The organism is Ensifer oleiphilus (assembly GCF_013371465.1).
GTDB lineage: Bacteria > Pseudomonadota > Alphaproteobacteria > Rhizobiales > Rhizobiaceae > Ensifer > Ensifer oleiphilus.
The window spans coordinates 1,147,189-1,163,735 of record NZ_JABWDU010000002.1; the positions used below are offsets into that span (position 1 = coordinate 1,147,189).

The 16,547-nt window shown below is 62.1% G+C and carries 18 protein-coding genes; 3 read left to right on the forward strand and 15 right to left on the reverse strand.

Annotated elements, in window-relative coordinates; all coding sequences use genetic code 11:
* The first annotated feature begins 473 nt into the window (after positions 1 to 473).
* The 3 genes from HT585_RS12285 (at position 474) to HT585_RS12295 (ending at position 5,804) form a co-directional block, all read left to right on the forward strand.
* On the forward strand, positions 474 to 1,661 hold the full coding sequence (locus HT585_RS12285) for an efflux RND transporter periplasmic adaptor subunit (RefSeq protein WP_176353140.1): 1,188 nt from the start codon (positions 474 to 476) through the stop codon (positions 1,659 to 1,661).
* A gap of 14 nt (positions 1,662 to 1,675) precedes the next feature.
* Entirely contained in the window at positions 1,676 to 4,990 is a 3,315-nt protein-coding gene (locus HT585_RS12290; protein ID WP_176353141.1) for an efflux RND transporter permease subunit, read from the forward strand.
* Positions 4,991 to 5,123: 133 nt separating this feature from the next.
* Positions 5,124 to 5,804: a Crp/Fnr family transcriptional regulator gene (locus HT585_RS12295; protein WP_176353142.1), complete on the forward strand. Its 681-nt coding sequence runs from the start codon at positions 5,124 to 5,126 to the stop codon at positions 5,802 to 5,804.
* Between the two features lie 90 nt (positions 5,805 to 5,894).
* Here the strand turns inward: HT585_RS12295 and ureG are convergent, their stop codons facing one another.
* The 15 genes from ureG to HT585_RS12370 form a co-directional block, all read right to left on the reverse strand.
* The gene (gene ureG, locus HT585_RS12300; RefSeq protein ID WP_176353143.1) at positions 5,895 to 6,506 is read right to left on the reverse strand and encodes an urease accessory protein UreG; all 612 of its coding nucleotides are present in this window, start codon (positions 6,504 to 6,506) and stop codon (positions 5,895 to 5,897) included.
* Positions 6,507 to 6,538: 32 nt separating this feature from the next.
* Complete coding sequence (locus tag HT585_RS12305) at positions 6,539 to 7,210, reverse strand: urease accessory protein UreF (protein ID WP_176353291.1); 672 nt, start codon at positions 7,208 to 7,210, stop codon at positions 6,539 to 6,541.
* The gene (gene ureE, locus HT585_RS12310) at positions 7,203 to 7,679 is read right to left on the reverse strand and encodes an urease accessory protein UreE (RefSeq protein WP_176353144.1); all 477 of its coding nucleotides are present in this window, start codon (positions 7,677 to 7,679) and stop codon (positions 7,203 to 7,205) included. The genes HT585_RS12305 and ureE overlap by 8 nt, the downstream gene beginning before the upstream one ends.
* Position 7,680: 1 nt before the next feature.
* Positions 7,681 to 7,977 carry a putative quinol monooxygenase gene (locus HT585_RS12315; protein WP_176353145.1) on the reverse strand — a complete coding sequence of 99 codons (297 nt, stop codon included), beginning with the start codon at positions 7,975 to 7,977 and terminating at the stop codon, positions 7,681 to 7,683.
* A gap of 95 nt (positions 7,978 to 8,072) precedes the next feature.
* Complete coding sequence (locus HT585_RS12320; RefSeq protein ID WP_176353146.1) at positions 8,073 to 8,612, reverse strand: peroxiredoxin; 540 nt, start codon at positions 8,610 to 8,612, stop codon at positions 8,073 to 8,075.
* 193 nt (positions 8,613 to 8,805) lie between these two features.
* Positions 8,806 to 9,501 (reverse strand): TIGR02117 family protein, encoded by a 696-nt coding sequence (locus HT585_RS12325; RefSeq protein ID WP_281410673.1) that lies wholly within the window; start codon positions 9,499 to 9,501, stop codon positions 8,806 to 8,808.
* A gap of 13 nt (positions 9,502 to 9,514) precedes the next feature.
* Positions 9,515 to 11,227 carry an urease subunit alpha gene (gene ureC, locus HT585_RS12330; protein WP_176353148.1) on the reverse strand — a complete coding sequence of 571 codons (1,713 nt, stop codon included), beginning with the start codon at positions 11,225 to 11,227 and terminating at the stop codon, positions 9,515 to 9,517.
* Between the two features lie 4 nt (positions 11,228 to 11,231).
* The gene (locus tag HT585_RS12335) at positions 11,232 to 11,879 is read right to left on the reverse strand and encodes a Urease operon accessory protein (protein WP_176353292.1); all 648 of its coding nucleotides are present in this window, start codon (positions 11,877 to 11,879) and stop codon (positions 11,232 to 11,234) included.
* A 2-nt stretch (positions 11,880 to 11,881) separates the two neighbouring features.
* On the reverse strand, positions 11,882 to 12,295 hold the full coding sequence (locus HT585_RS12340) for a lysozyme inhibitor LprI family protein (RefSeq protein ID WP_425513737.1): 414 nt from the start codon (positions 12,293 to 12,295) through the stop codon (positions 11,882 to 11,884).
* A gap of 8 nt (positions 12,296 to 12,303) precedes the next feature.
* Positions 12,304 to 12,609: an urease subunit beta gene (locus tag HT585_RS12345; protein WP_176353150.1), complete on the reverse strand. Its 306-nt coding sequence runs from the start codon at positions 12,607 to 12,609 to the stop codon at positions 12,304 to 12,306.
* 18 nt (positions 12,610 to 12,627) lie between these two features.
* Positions 12,628 to 12,882, reverse strand: a complete 255-nt coding sequence (locus tag HT585_RS12350; protein ID WP_176353151.1) for a DUF1272 domain-containing protein — start codon at positions 12,880 to 12,882, stop codon at positions 12,628 to 12,630.
* A 12-nt stretch (positions 12,883 to 12,894) separates the two neighbouring features.
* Positions 12,895 to 13,197 (reverse strand): urease subunit gamma, encoded by a 303-nt coding sequence (locus tag HT585_RS12355; protein ID WP_025428139.1) that lies wholly within the window; start codon positions 13,195 to 13,197, stop codon positions 12,895 to 12,897.
* A 25-nt stretch (positions 13,198 to 13,222) separates the two neighbouring features.
* Positions 13,223 to 14,056, reverse strand: coding sequence for an urease accessory protein UreD (locus HT585_RS12360; RefSeq protein WP_176353293.1), 834 nt, complete (start codon positions 14,054 to 14,056; stop codon positions 13,223 to 13,225).
* Between the two features lie 117 nt (positions 14,057 to 14,173).
* Positions 14,174 to 15,148 carry a 2-hydroxyacid dehydrogenase gene (locus tag HT585_RS12365; protein WP_176353152.1) on the reverse strand — a complete coding sequence of 325 codons (975 nt, stop codon included), beginning with the start codon at positions 15,146 to 15,148 and terminating at the stop codon, positions 14,174 to 14,176.
* Between the two features lie 230 nt (positions 15,149 to 15,378).
* Positions 15,379 to 16,497 (reverse strand): branched-chain amino acid ABC transporter substrate-binding protein, encoded by a 1,119-nt coding sequence (locus HT585_RS12370; protein ID WP_025428142.1) that lies wholly within the window; start codon positions 16,495 to 16,497, stop codon positions 15,379 to 15,381.
* Between the last annotated feature and the right edge of the window lie 50 nt (positions 16,498 to 16,547).

Consider the following 16,547-nt stretch of genomic DNA (forward strand, 5'->3'; position numbering starts at 1 on the left):
CGTTTCCGTGCAAGCCGTTCATGGCCCGCCAGGGTTGCCTCGAATGTCCGGGCGTGGGGGTGGCAATTCGAGGCCAACGGGCGGTTGATGCGCCTCAATTGTCAAGATCGTGTCGAGATTGCAACCAAGACTGCAGAACGCGAGAAATATTGAGGAACCATCACTTCACCGCACTTGTAAGCACATGATGTCAAGATTACATAGGCGCGGATGTTTGTTGGAGGCAAGCAACACGGAGGAGTTCATTTTCCGAATGTCTTGCCTACGGGATTAGGTCCCAGTTCTGCCTGCGCTCACGGTCTGATACCGTGTGAGCGGCGCATGAATACAATGGCCGTGCGCCTATGCCTTGTTTCGCTGGTCGGCGAAAACAGGTGTCGGCGAAACTGATAATCGCTTGATTGTGCAGGGATCCGGCCTTGAAAGGCACAGATCCTCTTTATGTCGTTTCCGTTGCCGGGATTGTAAAGCCGATGGCTCACAAAGTAATACCTGCTCTCAGCGTTTGCGCTGCGATGATCATTGCCCCTTTTTCAAGTGCATTCGCCGAGGACGCAGCCAAGGCCCAGCCGGCGCAAAGCCTGCCATCAATCGTCGTGACTGAAGCCGTCGATCAGTCGATCAGCGATCGGGTCGTTGCAACCGGGACGATACAGGCGGTGGAGCAGGTCTATGTCGCGCCGCTGGTCGAGGGTTTGTCGATCCGCTCACTGAATGTCGACATCGGCGACAAGGTCGAAGAAGGCAGCGTGCTGGTCGTTCTCAACGATGACGCGCTGCGGCTTGAAAAGAGCCAGCTCGAGGCTTCGCTCGCCAAGGCTGAAGCCGGGCTTGCGCAACTCAACGCCCAGCTCAGCGAAGCCAAGGCAAATTCCGAGGAAGCGACACGCGTCAGCGATCGCAACGCGGAGCTCGCCAAGAACGGCACCGTCTCGACAGCAGAGGCCGATCGTGTCCGCGCCCTTGCGGCCGCCACCCGCGCCCGCGTTCGCTCCGCCGAGCAGGCCGTTGCCGTCTCCAATGCCGATATCAAGGTGGCTCAGGCCCAGATCGACGATATCGATCTTCGCCTGACCCGTACCGAGGTCAAGGCACCGGTCGCCGGCGTCATTTCCGCCAAGAACGCCAAGATCGGCGCGATCGCCAACGGCAGCGGCGAACCGCTGTTTGCGATGATCCGCGATGGCGCGATCGAGATGAAGGCCGATGTCGCCGAAGCCGACATCATCAAGCTCGTCGTCGGTCAGCCGGCGACGATTACGCTTGCCGGCGGGAACACCAAGGTCGAGGGAGCTATTCGCCTGATCGCGCCGACGGTCGATCCCGTTTCGCGCCTCGGCACCGTCTTCATCAGCCTCAAGGATACCGCGAAAGCACGCTCGGGCATGTATGCCAGCGCCATCATCACCGCCGAAGAGAAGACCGCTGTCGTTCTGCCGCAAACAGCAGTTACCAACGAGGACGGCAAGACCATCGTGCGCAAGGTCGAGAACGGCGTGGTGAACATCATCCCGGTGAAGACCGGCATCTCCGACGGCAAGTTCGTCGAGGTGGTCGAAGGGTTGAAGGCCGGCGAACAGGTCGTGGCCAGGGCCGGCGCCTATGTGCGCGACGGCGACCACATCAACCCCGTCAAATCAGCGCAACCAGCGACCAACTGACAGGAACCGTGACCATGAACTTCTCAGCCTGGTCCATCCGCAATCCGATCGCTCCGATCCTCGCCTTTTTCGTCTTGCTTGTGCTCGGCTATCAGTCGTTCAATAGCCTGCCGATCACCCGCTTCCCCAATATCGACGTGCCGATCGTTTCGATCAGCGTGGCGCAGAGCGGCGCCTCGCCGGCCGAGCTCGAAACCCAGGTCACCAAGGAAATCGAGGACGCCGTCGCCAGCGTCACCGGCGTCGACCATATCCAGTCGACGATCAATGACGGCACTTCGACCACGGCCGTGATCTTCCGCATGGAAGTGCCGACGACGCAAGCCGTCCAGGACGTCAAGGACGCCATCGACCGTGTCCGCGGTGACCTGCCCACCTCGATCGAGGAGCCGATCGTCTCCAAGGTCGACGTCGAGGGCCAGGCGATCCAGACCTTCTCCGTCTCCGCCCCCGGCATGTCGCTGGAGGAGCTCTCCTGGTTCGTCGACGACGTCATCAAGCGCGAAATTCAGGGCAAGAGCGGCATCGGCCGCGTCGACCGCTATGGCGGCGCCGACCGCGAGGTTCGCGTCGAACTCAACGAGGACAAGCTGAATTCGCTCGGCATCACCGCCGCCGATGTTAACAGCCAGCTTCGCCGCATGAACATGGACCTCGGCTCCGGCCGTGGCCAGGTGGGCGGCAGCGAGCAGGCAATCCGCACGCTCGGCGATGCCCGCAATGTCGATCAGCTCGCCAACACGATGATATCGGTACCGAGCGGCCGTTTCGTGCGGCTTTCAGAACTCGGCACCGTCACCGATACCTATGAGGAGCCCCGCTCCTTCTCGCGGTTCAACGGCAATCCCGGCGTGACCTTCGCCGTCTTCCGCGCCAAGGGCGCCAGCGAAGTCAGCGTTGCCGAGACCGTCGCCAAGTCGCTGGAGAAGATCAGGGCAGCCAACCCTGACGTCACCATCGAGATGGTCGACGATTCCGTCTACTTCACCTACGGCAACTATGAGGCAGCCCTGCACACGCTGATGGAAGGCGCACTGCTCGCCGTCATCGTCGTCATGCTGTTCCTGCGCAACTGGCGCGCCACGCTGATTTGCGCCGTCGCCCTGCCCCTCTCGGCGATCCCGACCTTCTGGGTCATGGAACTGCTCGGCTTTTCGCTCAATCTCGTCAGCTTCCTGGCGCTGACGCTGGCAACCGGTATTCTCGTCGACGACGCGATCGTCGAGATCGAGAACATCGAGCGGCATATCCATATGGGCAAGTCGCCCTATCGGGCGGCGATCGAGGCGGCGGATGAAATCGGCCTTGCGGTTATCGCCACCACCTTCACCATCATCGCGGTGTTCATACCCGTGTCGTTCATGCCGGGCATCGTCGGCCAGTATTTCATCCAGTTCGGCCTGACCGTGGCCGTATCGGTGTTCTTCTCGCTGCTGGTTGCGCGGCTGATCACGCCCGTCATGGCGGCCTATCTGATGCGTCCATCCAAACTGGAAGGACATCAACTCGAAGACGGCTACCTGATGCGCAAATATACGCGTCTGGTTCATGCGACGACGAAACGCTGGTACATGCGCTATCTGACGGTCCTCGTCGCGATCGGCGTAACGGTAGCCTCCGTGATCGCACTGTTCATGTTCGTGCCGGGCGGCTTCCTGCCTCCGGATGACACGTCGCGCGTCAGCCTGTCGGTCGAACTGGCGCCGGACGCCATGCTCGAGGACACGGACCGCACGACCGCGCAAATCTATGAAAGGGTGAAGGACCTCGATGGCGTCGAAAGCGTCTTCGTGCTCGGCGGCGCCTCGCCGAAGGGTGACCTGGAACTGCGCCGGGCCACGGTGACGGTGCTTTTGGAAAAGCGCGATCACTCGCTTCTCAACAAGGTCGTCAACGATGTGCTTGGCCGCCTGCCTGTCATCGGCCAATACCTGCCGAAGCTTGAGCCGGAAGGCCGCATCATTCCTCAGGCGCAGATCGAAAAGGAAATCTTTGCCCGCGTCCGCGATCTACCCGACGTTCGGGTGATCAAGCTCAATGACCGCGGCGAGCGAGAGCTATCCTTCAACCTGCTTTCGAACAACGAGAAGGATCTGGACCAGGCTGTTGCCATTCTCGAAGCCAAGCTGCGTAGCGATCCGCTGCTGGCCAATGTCAGCCCTGACGGCGCCCTGCCCCGCCCGGAGTTGCAGATCCGTCCGCGGGACGAGCAGATGTCGCGCCTTGGCATCACCACCGCGCAGATCTCGGAAGTGATCCGCGTAGCCACCATCGGCGACATCGACGCGGCCCTGACGAAGATTGCCCTCGACGGCCGGCTCATCCCGATCCGCGTGCAGATCAATCGCGACTTCCGCACGGATATCGCCGCGATCCGCAATCTGAAGATCCAGACCGCTTCGGGCGCGACAGTGCCGCTGTCGAGTGTTGCGGACATCAACTATTCCGAAGGCCCGAGCTCGATCAAACGTTACGATCGCAACCGCGTCGTTGCGCTCGGCGCGGACCTCCCGATCGGCGTGGCCCTCAATACCGCCTCGGCTCGCTTCGAGCAGATAGCTGCCGAAGCCGAGATGCCAAGCACCGTGCAACTCCTCAAGAGCGGTGACGCCGAGGTTGAGGAAGAGATGCAGGTAAGCTTCGTCAACGCCATGCTGCTCGGCCTGATGCTGGTGCTGGTGGTGCTGATCCTCCTGTTCAAGGATGTGATCCAGCCTTTCACCATCCTGTTCTCGCTGCCCCTTGCCATGGGCGGTGTCGCAGCCGGCCTGATCCTGACACAGAACTCGCTGTCGATGCCGGTTCTGATCGGTATCCTGATGTTGATGGGCATCGTCACCAAGAACGCGATCCTGCTGGTCGATTTCGGCATTGAGATGATGCATCACGGCATGGAACGCACGCAGGCGATGATCGAAGCGGGCCGCAAGCGCGCCCGTCCGATCATCATGACGTCGATCGCCATGTCGGCCGGCATGCTGCCATCGGCGCTTGGCGTCGGCGAAGGCGGTTCGTTCCGTGCGCCGATGGCGATCGCGGTGATCGGCGGCATCATTGTCTCGACGGTGCTCAGCCTCGTCGTGGTTCCTTCCTTCTTCCTGATCATGGACGATCTGTCGCGCCTGCTCGCCTGGATCTTCGGCCGCTTCGTCGGCAAGAAGGACGAGGAAAACCTGCCGCTTGATCGCGAGGCGCTGACCGAACTCGTCAACGACCAGGGCAAGACGATCGAGGGGCTGGAAGAGCGCCTGAGGACGATCGAGGACGGCCAGCCGAAGGGCAAGTCCACGGGCAAGGTGATCAACCATCCGGCGCTTGCCGCCGAATAGCCGTCACAAATCCCCCGATAATCGGGCCCGCACCCACAGGTGCGGGCTTTTTTGTGAGAATTGTTTGATCGAGGTCAATTCACGTTTCAAAAGCCCGGCTACCCTGATGCGACTTTTGTTTAGGGCCGGTGCCATGAAGACCTTGCGATTGAACTCGAATGACAAAGCGGTGCTGCTCGGCTCCCGCTTCTTCGAGAAGCTGTCAGCGGCAGCGTCCGATGCCATTCTCGAAGGCGCCGTGGTAACCAACCATGAGGAACACGACATCCTGTTTCAGCAGGACGAACCCGTCGACAGCGTCTTCTGCGTCCTGTCCGGTCTCGTTCGCGTCTATCGGCTCGGCAAGGACGGGCGCGAAGCCGACATCGCCGTTTTCCCCAAGGGTGAGCTCTTCGGCGAAAACGCCATGTTCCTCGGCAACCGCGCCACTGCCAACGCGCAGGCGATCGGGTCCTCGACCATTGCCCGCCTCGACAGCCGCAATCTGCGCAAGCTCGCCGAACAATATCCGGATATCGCCCAGGCCCTGATGGAGCTGCTCTGCCGGCACGGCCAGATGGCCGAGGATTGCCTGGCGGAAGACCGCCTGCTGACGGCACCACAGCGCGTCGCGAGCTACATACTCGGGCATTGCCCGGACGGCTCGACCACGTTCTCGTTCCGGCTACCGTTCCAGAAGAATGTGCTGGCCGGCAAGCTGGGCCTGGCACCGGAGGCGCTCTCGCGCGCCTTCTCGGCGCTTCGCCGCTCCGGCGTCACCGTCAAGGGGCGCATGATCGAGATTCACGACCGCCAGGCGTTGGAGCGTTTCTAGCGGACGCCGGCAATCTCGGCGTCACGACGTCTTTGATCCGGCAACGCCCCGATGGCGCGACGTCAGCGCCCCATCGCTTCGGTCTTCGCCTCAAAGTCCACCATGCAAGGTCAGGAAATCGACGATCCGGTTGACGCCGTCGCCGCGCTTCATGTCGGTGAAGACAAAGGGCTTCTCCGCCCGCATCCGCGCTGCGTCGCGATCCATGACGTCGAGGTCGGCACCGACATAGGGCGCAAGATCCCGCTTGTTGATGACGAGCAGGTCGGACTTGGTAATCCCGGGCCCGCCCTTGCGCGGTATCTCCTCGCCCTGGCAGACGGAGATGACATAGATCGTCAGGTCGGCGAGGTCAGGAGAGAAGGTGGCAGCCAGATTGTCTCCGCCAGATTCGATGAAGACGACGTCGAGATCGGGGAAACGCCGGTTGAGATCGGCGATCGCTTGCAGGTTGATCGTCGCATCCTCGCGGATCGCCGTGTGCGGGCAGCCGCCGGTCTCCACGCCGACGATGCGATCGGACGGCAGCGCCTGCATGCGCACCAGCGCCTCGGCATCTTCCTTGGTGTAGATGTCGTTGGTGACGACCGCGACCGAGTATTTCTCCCGCATCGCCTTGCAGAGCTTGTCCGTCAGCGCCGTCTTGCCGGAGCCGACAGGCCCACCGATGCCGATGCGCAGAGGACCATTCTTCGATGCCATGTGACGTTCCTTTTCAAGGCAGAGCTGACGCTTCAGGAGCGGAAAAGCCGCGAATGCAGGGTCTCGTGTCTGAGCGATGAAATATCGGCCGTGATCGTGGCCGAGCCAAGGTCTTCCAGAGATGCGGCGCCTGCCTTGTGTGCGACTGCGCCGATGACTGGCTCGAGTGCGGCGATCAGGCCGACGCCGTCGCGCTGGCCGGTAACGCCGCAGCGGATTGCCACCGATACGGCGTTTGAGGTCGAGGCATGCAGATAGGCGGCGATCGCCAGCTCGAGACCTGTGGCATGGGCACCGGCAACCGCACCGACGGCGACCGGATAGGCAACGCCTTCCCCCAGTCGGTCAAGCACCGGATGTGGCCAATGCCGCGCTGCCGCCAGAAAGGCTTCGCCCTGCAGCATGATTTCCATATGCCGTTCACGACTTGTTGCCATCGCTTCGGCCAACTCGATGACGGAAGCAAGGCGCGGCGGATCATCGAAGGCGCGGTAGGCTTCGCCAAGCAGCACCGCATCGTTCCAGCCTGATCCGTGGCAAAGCAGCGCCTCGAGCCATTGTCGCAGGCTCTCGGCATCGCTGGCGTGGCCATCGTGAACCGCCTGCTCCAACCCGTTCGAATAGGAGAAGGCACCAACCGGAAAGGCCGGCGACATCCAGGTCGCGAGACGAAGCAGCGCCTGCGTGTCGATCCGTTCAGCCATGGTGATGGTGGTGATGGCCGTGGTCGTGGCCACCCGCCGCGTGATAAGCGCCGCGCACCGGATGGAACGGTTCGGCGATTTCGGCAACCGTCGCTCCAAGTCCTTCAAGCATCGCCCGGATGACCGGATCGCGGGCAATCAGGATACGGCCGGTCTCGATCTGCGCCGGCAGGTGGCGGTTGCCCAGATGCCAGGCCAGCTCGATAAGGTGTAGCGGATCGCGCGGGCGGATTTCGTAGAGCGCTTCGGGCTCTGCAACGACACGGATATAGCCGCCGCCGTCAAGCACCAGGAGGTCGCCGTCCGCCAGCATCACCGCTTCCTTGAGGTCGAGCATGACGACGTCGTCGTTTTCGAGATGCAACAGCTTGCGGCGCAGATGCCGCGCGTCGTGGTTCAAGGTGATGCTGTGCAAGGGCTCCTTGTCCTTGGGGCCGGGCGAGAGCACCTCGGTCGAACGATAGGGCATCTTAGAGCACCTCGACCTTTTCCGGATGTACAAGCTCGATGCGCGCTTCGATCAGCAGATCCGCCATTGCTGCCTGAAAGGCCTTCAGATGCGGTTCGGCGAGATGCGCGTCGACCGCGGCCTTGTCCTTCCAGGTTTCGACGAACACCAGCGTGTCGGGATCGCCAGGCTTTTGATAGAGCTCGTAGCTGATGCAGCCCGCCTCGCGACGTGTGGCCTCGATCAGCGGTGCGGCCAGCGGCAGGACTTCCGGGCCCTTGCCCGGGTGTGCGTTCAGATAAGCGATAATGTAAACCATTGAACCCTCGACATCTTTTTCATCTCACAGTGTAGCAACAAAAAACCCCGGCGCTAGCACCGGGGTTTCAAAAATCGGCCCATTCGCCAACCTGATCAGGCTGCGAGCTTCTGCGACTTCAGCGTTTCGAGAATGTTCTGCGGCGAGGAAACGCCGTAGGGATCGCTGTCGCAATTGTCGGAATAGCCTTCTTCCTCAAACCACTGAACGACGACACCGTTGTCGACGACGGCAGCGTAGCGCCAGGAGCGCATGCCGAAGCCGAGATTGTCCTTGGCGACGAGCATGCCCATCTTGCGGGTGAACTCGCCCGAACCGTCCGGGATCAGCTTGACGTTTTCGAGGTTCTGCGACTTGCCCCAGGCATTCATGACGAAGGCATCGTTGACCGAGATGCAGTAGATTTCGTCGACGCCTTCAGAACGGAACTCAGCTGTCAGCTTTTCGAAGTCGGGCAGCTGGAAAGTCGAGCAGGTGGGCGTGAAGGCGCCAGGAAGCGAGAACAGCACGACGCGCTTGCCGGCGAAGTAATCGTCGGAGGAAACGTCCTGCCAACGGAACGGGTTGGAGCCGCCGACGGCTTCATCGCGGACGCGGGTGCGGAACGTTACGGACGGTACTTTTCTGCCGAGCATGGTCATCTCCTTCGGTGCGGGCACTCGATTGCGAGCGGCCTTGGGAGAACATTCGCAGTCGAGGAAATTATCAGCCCGCTTCCTACCGGAAATTCCGCTGCGGTGCAGCACGAAAGGCCGCGATTCACACGCGGTCATGGCAGCCATGCGGCAGGCGCATGTCTCCGGCGGCCGTACCGAGCGCGACAATCCTTCAGTTGTGAAGCCGCAACGACAGGCCAAGGGTCGATGGCAGGGGATTCCAGAAACCCGTCTGCAATCCGGCTTCCCGGAGCGCCCGCGCCGTCCAGGTGTTGCAGCCGAACAGCGCGTTGAACGTGCCCTGCGCTTCGAAGAAGCGATCGGCATATCCATAGGAAAAGCCTTCGACCGGAACGACGGCGTTGCCGTTCCTGGCAAAGCTGCCGGCTATGAACGTCATCAGATTTTCGAATTCGCCACGCTCCAAGTCCACGCTTGCGATCGACGGCTGCGGCTCGATGATCGCACCGGCAATGTCTACATGCATCACCGAGCGGTCGACCGTCAGAGCCCTGAAGACCGGCATCGGCTTCAGCTCCGACCATGTCGGCGTTTCCAGGTAGAACGAGCGGCCGCCCCAGCCGAAGATCAGCCATCGCGCCGCCGGATGATCGAGAGGCACGCCCGCCTCTCCGGCAAAGGCAAACCGCGCGCGGGTCTCATCATTGAGCGGGATGGCGATATCGGTGTGGATAGGCCCGGAGAGGATCAGGATGCGCTCGCCGACGGCAGCCGGGAGGGAGGCCATCGCCGCCTTCGGCAGCAAGGGCCGAGGCACGATGGCTCCAAGGATGACAGCGAACACAAGCGCCGACACGCCGTACGCGGTCCATCTGAGGACACGCCAAAAACCACGTTTTCGAGACAATGCCGTTTGCCGCTCAGAACAGGAAGTAGCGCTGGGCCATCGGCAGCACGGTAGCCGGCTCGCAGGTGAGAAGCTCGCCATCGGCACGCACCTCGTAAGTCTCCGGATCGACCTCGACATGCGGCGTCAGGTTGTTGTGGATCATCGACGCCTTGCCGATACCGCCGCGGGTGTTCTTGACCGCGACGAGCTGCTTGGCAACGCCGAGCCTTCCCGCAAGCCCGGCATCGAGCGAGGCCTGCGACACGAAGGTGACCGAGGAATTCGTGCGGCTCTTGCCATAGGCGCCGAACATCGGCCGGTAATGCACCGGCTGCGGCGTCGGGATCGAAGCGTTCGGATCGCCCATCGGCGCTGCCGCGATGGTTCCGCCGATCAGCACCATGTCCGGCTTCACGCCGAAGAAGGCCGGGTTCCAGAGGACGAGATCGGCACGCTTGCCGACTTCGAGCGAACCGATCTCATGACTGAGGCCATGAGCGATCGCGGGATTGATGGTGTATTTGGCGATGTAGCGCTTGACCCGGAAATTGTCGTTCTCGCCGGTTTCCTGCGGCAGTGCGCCACGCTGGCGCTTCATCTTGTCGGCGGTCTGCCAGGTGCGGATCGCCACCTCGCCGACACGCCCCATCGCCTGGCTGTCGGACGAGATGATCGAGAAGGCGCCGATATCATGCAGGATGTCTTCGGCAGCGATCGTCTCCTTGCGGATCCGGCTTTCGGCAAAGGCGATATCTTCCGGGATCGACGGCGACAAGTGATGGCAGACCATCAGCATGTCCAGGTGTTCGGCCAGCGTGTTCCTGGTGTAGGGCCGGGTCGGATTGGTCGACGAGGGAATGACGTTCGGCTGGCCGCAGATCTTGATGATATCAGGCGCATGGCCGCCGCCGGCTCCTTCCGTGTGGAAGGCATGGATGGTGCGGCCCTTGATTGCGGCAATGGTATCCTCGACGAAGCCGCTCTCGTTCAACGTATCCGTGTGGATCATCACCTGCACGTCGTACTCGTCGGCAACGCTGAGGCAGCAGTCGACGGCAGCCGGCGTCGAGCCCCAGTCCTCGTGCAGCTTCAGCGACGTAGCCCCCGCCAGCACCATCTCGACCAGCGCACCGGGAAGCGAAGCATTGCCCTTGCCGGCAAAGGCAAGGTTCATCGGAAAGGCGTCCGCCGCCTCGATCATGCGGGAGAGATGCCAGGGCCCTGGCGTGCACGTGGTCGCAAGCGTTCCATGCGCGGGGCCGGTGCCGCCGCCCAGCATGCAGGTGAGCCCGCTCATCAGCGCTTCCTCGATCTGCTGCGGGCAGATGAAGTGGATATGGCTGTCCATGCCGCCTGCCGTGACGATCTTGCCTTCGCCGGCGATCACCTCGGTGCCGGGACCGACGATGATCGTCACGCCGGGCTGCATGTCGGGGTTTCCCGCCTTGCCGATCGCCGCGATGCGTCCGTCCTTCAAACCGATATCGGCCTTGACGATGCCCCAGTGGTCGACGATCAGCGCGTTGGTGATCACCGTATCGACTGCACCTGCCGCCCGCGTTACCTGGCTTTGGCCCATGCCGTCGCGGATGACCTTGCCACCGCCGAATTTCACCTCCTCGCCATAGGTGGTGAAGTCCTTCTCCACCTCGATGAAAAGCTCCGTGTCGGCGAGCCGAACCTTGTCGCCGACCGTCGGGCCGAACATGTTGGCATAGGCCGCGCGCGACATCTTGTAGGGCATGGGTTCAGGCTCCTTGGGACAAGTCTGAAGAAGAATGGGAAAGTCGACGAAGACGGCCTTCGGCCACAAGGGCCTCGACGTAGCGACGCTCGGCGCCGAAGGGATGCAGCGCCCAACCGACATGACCGAATCCGGCAATGACAATGTGGTCGTCGGCCGAGGCAAACCCGGCGATTACGTCGGCGATCACCACCATGCCGCTCGACGGAACAACGTAAGGGCTGGGCGAAAACCGGGCCAAATCCCGATCCAGTTGCTCGTGCACGGCAATGGAGACGATCCGATGCGCGCGACCGGTCGCCATCGTAAAGCTCTCGAAACCGGCGGTGTAATCGTCGCAGAAATCATCGAGGTCCGGATGCGTTTCAGCCAATTCCGCACGCATGCCGGCAAACTTTTCGCCCGACCGCACGCTCCAGATCTCGCGGGTTTGTCGCACCGCGGCGCTGTTCTTCCAGCGTCCGCCGCCGAGCATGGCAAGTGCCGGCCGGCCGGTGTTGCAGACGGCGATGATGTCGGTTTTCGTCCCGCCGGTGCCGACGGACCGGCAATCGTTGAAGCGGATGACGACATCGGCCGCGTCGATGGTTGCTGCGGCCCCTTTCGGCACGTCTCCGTTCCCGACAATCATGATGGTGCGGCCAGTCATCAGGTCTAGTTCTCTGTGGGTTCGAGCAGCGCCTTGAGTTCCTCGGTCCGTGCCGTCGTCAACTGCGCCAGGCAGCCGGAGACGAGCATCGGCTCCATTGAACCGCCGCGCGCCTCGAAGCCTGCAAGTTCGCATTGACCGTCGCGGTAACCGATCCAGGCGCGCTGCGCCTTTTTCAATGCCTCCTCCGCCCCGACATAGTCGGCGCTGATATCGGCGAGTTCCACGTCCTTGGCGCGCATCGCCGCAACGGTCTGCTTGTAGACGGTGTTGAGTTCGGCATCGGCCGCCTCATAATCCTTGTCGGAGCAGATGTTCATATCCGCCTGCGTCGTCGCATTGGCGCAATCGACATCCTCCTGCGCCAGGGCCGGGGTGGCCGCGAGCAGCAAGGCGCTCGTAATAAGCATCGTTCGCATCGTCATCCCTATAGCTTTCCCATGACCAATTGGCGGAAGCCAAAGACCTCGCGCTTGCCCGAAAGCGGAATGAGTGTGACCTGTCTCTTCTGTCCCGGCTCGAAACGAACGGCCGTGCCGGCGGGAATGTCGAGCCGCTTGCCATGGGCCGAACGGCGATCAAAGTCGAGCCCGGCATTGGTTTCGGCAAAATGGTAGTGGCTGCCGACCTGCACCGGCCGGTCACCGGTGTTGGAGACCTCGATCGTCACGGTCTCAAGCCCATGATTGAGCTCGATCTCGCCGCTTGCGGCAATAATTTCCCCTGGGATCATTTGTTGCTCGCTCCCCTCTCAAGCCGCGTTGGCGTCAGCACAGCCTTGCGGCTTCAAAACGCGCTCGGTCGATGCCGGATATTTCACAAGCAGCGCGGCAGGTCGGACCGGGCGACGGGTAAATTCGCCGCCGCAGTTCGGGCAGGATCCGCCGAGCTTGCCTTCGACGCAATCGGCGCAGAAGGTGCACTCAAACGTGCAGATCATCGCTTCGCGGCTTTCGGGCGGCAGATTCTTGTCGCAGCATTCGCAGTTCGGGCGCAGTGCCAGCATGTTCCAGCCTCCTCAGCGGATCGGTTCGTGCACGGTGACGAGCTTGGTACCGTCAGGAAAGGTCGCCTCCACCTGGATGTCGTGGATCATCTCGGCGATCCCTTCCATCACCTGCGCTCGGGTGATCACATGGGCGCCCGCCTCCATCAATTCCGCCACCGATCGGCCGTCACGCGCACCCTCGACGACGAAGTCGGTGATCAGCGCGATCGCTTCCGGGTGGTTGAGTTTGACGCCGCGTTCCAGGCGGCGGCGGGCAACCATCGCGGCCATGGAAATCAACAGCTTGTCCTTTTCGCGCGGGGTAAGATTCATGCGTCGCCACCGGTTTGATTGCGGATTAGAGGACCCAGACTTTCGGCACTGTCTTTTGCTTGCGCAAGTGCGAAATGACCGGGATGAGGATTTTTCTGAGCGAGAAGCCGTCGGTCGCCGCAAACCGCCCAACCAGCTTGTCGCGACCGGCGATCCGGATGTGGCTGACGCCCCCACCAGCTTGCGTGTCGATCAGCGCGCGCAGGTGCGGCAGCAGCAATTCGCAATCGGGCCCGGTGTAGAACAGCGTCGCAAACGCCACGTTGCCGCCCAAGACTGCAGTGCGGCCGACAAGCGCCGCGATATCGTCGGCGAAGGTCAGATTTTCCGCGTGCAGCAACCTGTTATCGACGCGAATGCGCCAGCGGTCCCGAAAGAGGCCCGCCTGCATCGCTTCACCCATCGCCTTGCGACCGAGAAGCACGGCCTCGACGGCCAGCAATGTCGCGTCGCCGTCAAGCTCGACGTCGAGTGAGCGCGTCAGCGATGCCCGGTCGAACAGGATCGTCTCCTGCGGCAGCCAGTCGACCCGCGCCCCGGCCGCCACTTCGATCCGTGTCGCGACTTCGACCGTGCCGGCGCTTGCCTTATAGATCTTCTCGCAGGCCTGCGTGGTGACGGTCAGCTCCGTCGCAGGGCCCGCTTCGATCTCCCAGGCCATGCGGTCGCCTCCGGTGAGCCCACCTGACGAATTGATCAGCACGGCTTCCATGGAACTGTCGAAGGTTTTCGGCAGCCGGATCTTGGCGCAGCCTTCCTGGTAAAGCTCGGCAATGCGCGTGCGACCGGCGGCCGCTTTCGCGACCAGCCGTCCTTTTCCGAACGCCCGCTGCGGGGCGGTGATGGCCGCATTGCTCATGTTCATCGACCGCCATCGTCGGCATCCTGAAGCGCCAAGTCAAGCTATTGTTTTGCAAAGAAAATCAGCAACATGGTCGCTTTATGAGCAGTGGATGCCCATCAAACGACCAGCGCCTCAGACCACCCGGTCCGGTGGCTCGCGCCCGTCAAAGAAGGCTGTGATATTATCGACCACCTTTATGCCCATGGCGACGCGCGTTTCCTCGGTCGCGCTGCCGAGATGCGGCAGCAGGACGACATTCTCCAGCGCCCGCAGGCCGGCCGGAACGTTCGGTTCCGCCTCGAAGACGTCGAGGCCGGCGCCTTTGATGACGCCGTTCTTCAGCGCCTCGATCAGCGCCGGCTCGTCGACCACGTCGCCGCGGGCGGTGTTGACGAGATAGGCCCCCTTTTTCATCTTCGCCAGCCGTTCGGCGTTTATGAGATGGCGATTCTCGCCGCCACCTGGGCAATGCAGAGAAACGAAGTCGGCGGCCTCAAGCACCTCGTCGACGGTATCGAGCTGGCGGGCGCCATAGCGTGCGGCCTCCGCCACGTCGACACGCGAGCGGTTGTAGAAGACCACCTCCATGTCGAAGCCGAAATGACAACGTTTTGCCATCGCCTTGCCGATACGGCCGAAACCGATGATCCCCAGTCTCTTGCCAGTCACCTTGGCTCCGATCATGTGCGTCGGCCGCCAGCCGGTCCATTCGCCCGCCCTGATCTGACGTTCGCCCTCGCCAGCACGCCGGGCGACGGCAAGCAGCAGCGTCATGGCGATGTCGGCGGTGCAATCGGTCAGAACACCCGGCGTGTTGGTGACGACGATGTTCGCCGCCTTGGCGGCGGCAACGTCGATATGGTTGTAACCGACGCCGTAATTGCCAAGGATCCTTGTTCTGACGGCGCCGCCCTCAAAAAGGCTCGCCGGCAGGCGGTCGGAAACCGTCGGAAGTACTGCATCGAAGTCGCGCAGCGCCTGCGACAGTTGATCAGCCGACATCGGCACGTCGGTCTCGTTCAAGACGACATCGAACCGCTCGGCCAGCACGCGCTCCACCGCTTGCGGCCAACGGCGGGTGACGAGAATGCGCGGCGTGGGACTCATGGGGCAGCCTCTAACAACAGAATCGTTCGGCGATAGTGCACGAAATGGCAGCGGGGGACAGCCTTGTGCTGTCCGACCGAAAGCCGCGTTGCGCAATACCTTGCCGACATTGGGCACGCTGTCGAAGCGTCGCTTCCGCCGATAACACGCCTCCAGAAACGAAAAGCCCGGCGATCACTCGCCGGGCCTTCCGAAATTCTGACGTGGTTCAGCGAACCTCGAAGCGAGATTTACTCGTTTTCGAAGTAGCTGTACTTGCCGTCTTCACCCTTCTTCCAGGTGTACATGACGTAGTCCGGACGGGTGATGTCGCCCTTTTCGTCATAGCCGAGTTCGCCGATGGCGGTCTTGAACGGGCCCTTGGCCTTGATCGCTTCGGCAACGGCCTGCGGGTCGGTGGTGCCGCCAGCCTTGGCAGCTTCAGCAACAACCTGCAGAGCAGCGTAGGCGTAGAGCGTGTAGGCTTCCGGTTCGAAGCCGGCAGCGCGGAACTTTTCGACGAGTTCCTTGGCAGCCGGGTTCTTGCGCGGATCCGGAGCAAACGTCATCAGCGTACCGTCAACCGCGTCGCCGGCGATCGAGGCCAGTTCGTTCGAAACGATACCGTCGCCCGACATCAGGGTCGCCTTGAGGCCCTGGTCCTTCATCTGGCGCATGATCAGGCCGGCTTCGGTGTGCAGACCGCCGTAGTAGACGATCGAGACGCCGGCTTCCTTCATCTTGGCGATAAGGGCCGAGAAGTCCTTGTCGCCGGTGTTGATGCCTTCATAGAGGGCTTCATTGAGACCGGCTTCGTTCATCGACTTCTTGGTTTCATCGGCAAGGCCCTGACCATAAGGGGTCTTGTCGTGAATGACGGCGATCTTGGCGTCCTTGTGGTTGGCTGCAAGGAAGGCGCCGGCAACGGCACCCTGCTGGTCGTCACGACCGCAGGTGCGGAAGGTGTTCCAGAGGCCGCGCTCGGTGAACTGCGGGTTGGTGGAAGCCGGCGTTACCTGCAGAATGCCGTTTTCGGCATAGACTTCGGAAGCCGGGATGGACACGCCCGAGTTGAAGTGGCCGACAACGAACTTCACGCCGTCAGCAACGAATTTGTTGGCGACCGAAACGCCCTGCTTGGCGTCGGAAACGTCGTCGCCGAGCACAACCTTGATCTGTTCCCCATTGATACCACCGGCAGCATTGATGTCTGCAGCAGCCTGTTCGGCACCTTTCTGCAGCTGCGCGCCGAAGGCAGCGTTCGGGCCCGTCAGCGGGCCAGCAACGCCAACGAGAATATCAGCCCATGCGGTGCCGCTGAAAGCGACCATCGCCGACAGGGCAACGGCCGACAGAAGAGACTTTTTCATTTTGTTACTCCCAATTATCCGAGCGGGTCTCGTTACCAACCTGCGCAATG

Excerpts from the sequence above, each read along its gene's own strand:
- HT585_RS12295 (WP_176353142.1), top strand. The coding sequence starts at position 5,124 with ATGAAGACCTTGCGATTGAACTCGAATGACAAAGCGGTGCTGCTCGGC.
- ureE (WP_176353144.1), bottom strand. The coding sequence starts at position 7,679 with ATGCCCTATCGTTCGACCGAGGTGCTCTCGCCCGGCCCCAAGGACAAG.
- ureC (WP_176353148.1), bottom strand. The coding sequence starts at position 11,227 with ATGCCCTACAAGATGTCGCGCGCGGCCTATGCCAACATGTTCGGCCCG.
- HT585_RS12340 (WP_425513737.1), bottom strand. The coding sequence starts at position 12,295 with ATGCGAACGATGCTTATTACGAGCGCCTTGCTGCTCGCGGCCACCCCG.
- HT585_RS12360 (WP_176353293.1), bottom strand. The coding sequence starts at position 14,056 with ATGAGCAATGCGGCCATCACCGCCCCGCAGCGGGCGTTCGGAAAAGGA.
- HT585_RS12305 (WP_176353291.1), bottom strand. The coding sequence starts at position 7,210 with ATGGCTGAACGGATCGACACGCAGGCGCTGCTTCGTCTCGCGACCTGG.
- HT585_RS12290 (WP_176353141.1), top strand. The coding sequence starts at position 1,676 with ATGAACTTCTCAGCCTGGTCCATCCGCAATCCGATCGCTCCGATCCTC.
- HT585_RS12315 (WP_176353145.1), bottom strand. The coding sequence starts at position 7,977 with ATGGTTTACATTATCGCTTATCTGAACGCACACCCGGGCAAGGGCCCG.
- HT585_RS12320 (WP_176353146.1), bottom strand. The coding sequence starts at position 8,612 with ATGCTCGGCAGAAAAGTACCGTCCGTAACGTTCCGCACCCGCGTCCGC.
- HT585_RS12365 (WP_176353152.1), bottom strand. The coding sequence starts at position 15,148 with ATGAGTCCCACGCCGCGCATTCTCGTCACCCGCCGTTGGCCGCAAGCG.
- HT585_RS12345 (WP_176353150.1), bottom strand. The coding sequence starts at position 12,609 with ATGATCCCAGGGGAAATTATTGCCGCAAGCGGCGAGATCGAGCTCAAT.
- HT585_RS12350 (WP_176353151.1), bottom strand. The coding sequence starts at position 12,882 with ATGCTGGCACTGCGCCCGAACTGCGAATGCTGCGACAAGAATCTGCCG.
- HT585_RS12355 (WP_025428139.1), bottom strand. The coding sequence starts at position 13,197 with ATGAATCTTACCCCGCGCGAAAAGGACAAGCTGTTGATTTCCATGGCC.
- ureG (WP_176353143.1), bottom strand. The coding sequence starts at position 6,506 with ATGGCATCGAAGAATGGTCCTCTGCGCATCGGCATCGGTGGGCCTGTC.
- HT585_RS12370 (WP_025428142.1), bottom strand. The coding sequence starts at position 16,497 with ATGAAAAAGTCTCTTCTGTCGGCCGTTGCCCTGTCGGCGATGGTCGCT.
- HT585_RS12285 (WP_176353140.1), top strand. The coding sequence starts at position 474 with ATGGCTCACAAAGTAATACCTGCTCTCAGCGTTTGCGCTGCGATGATC.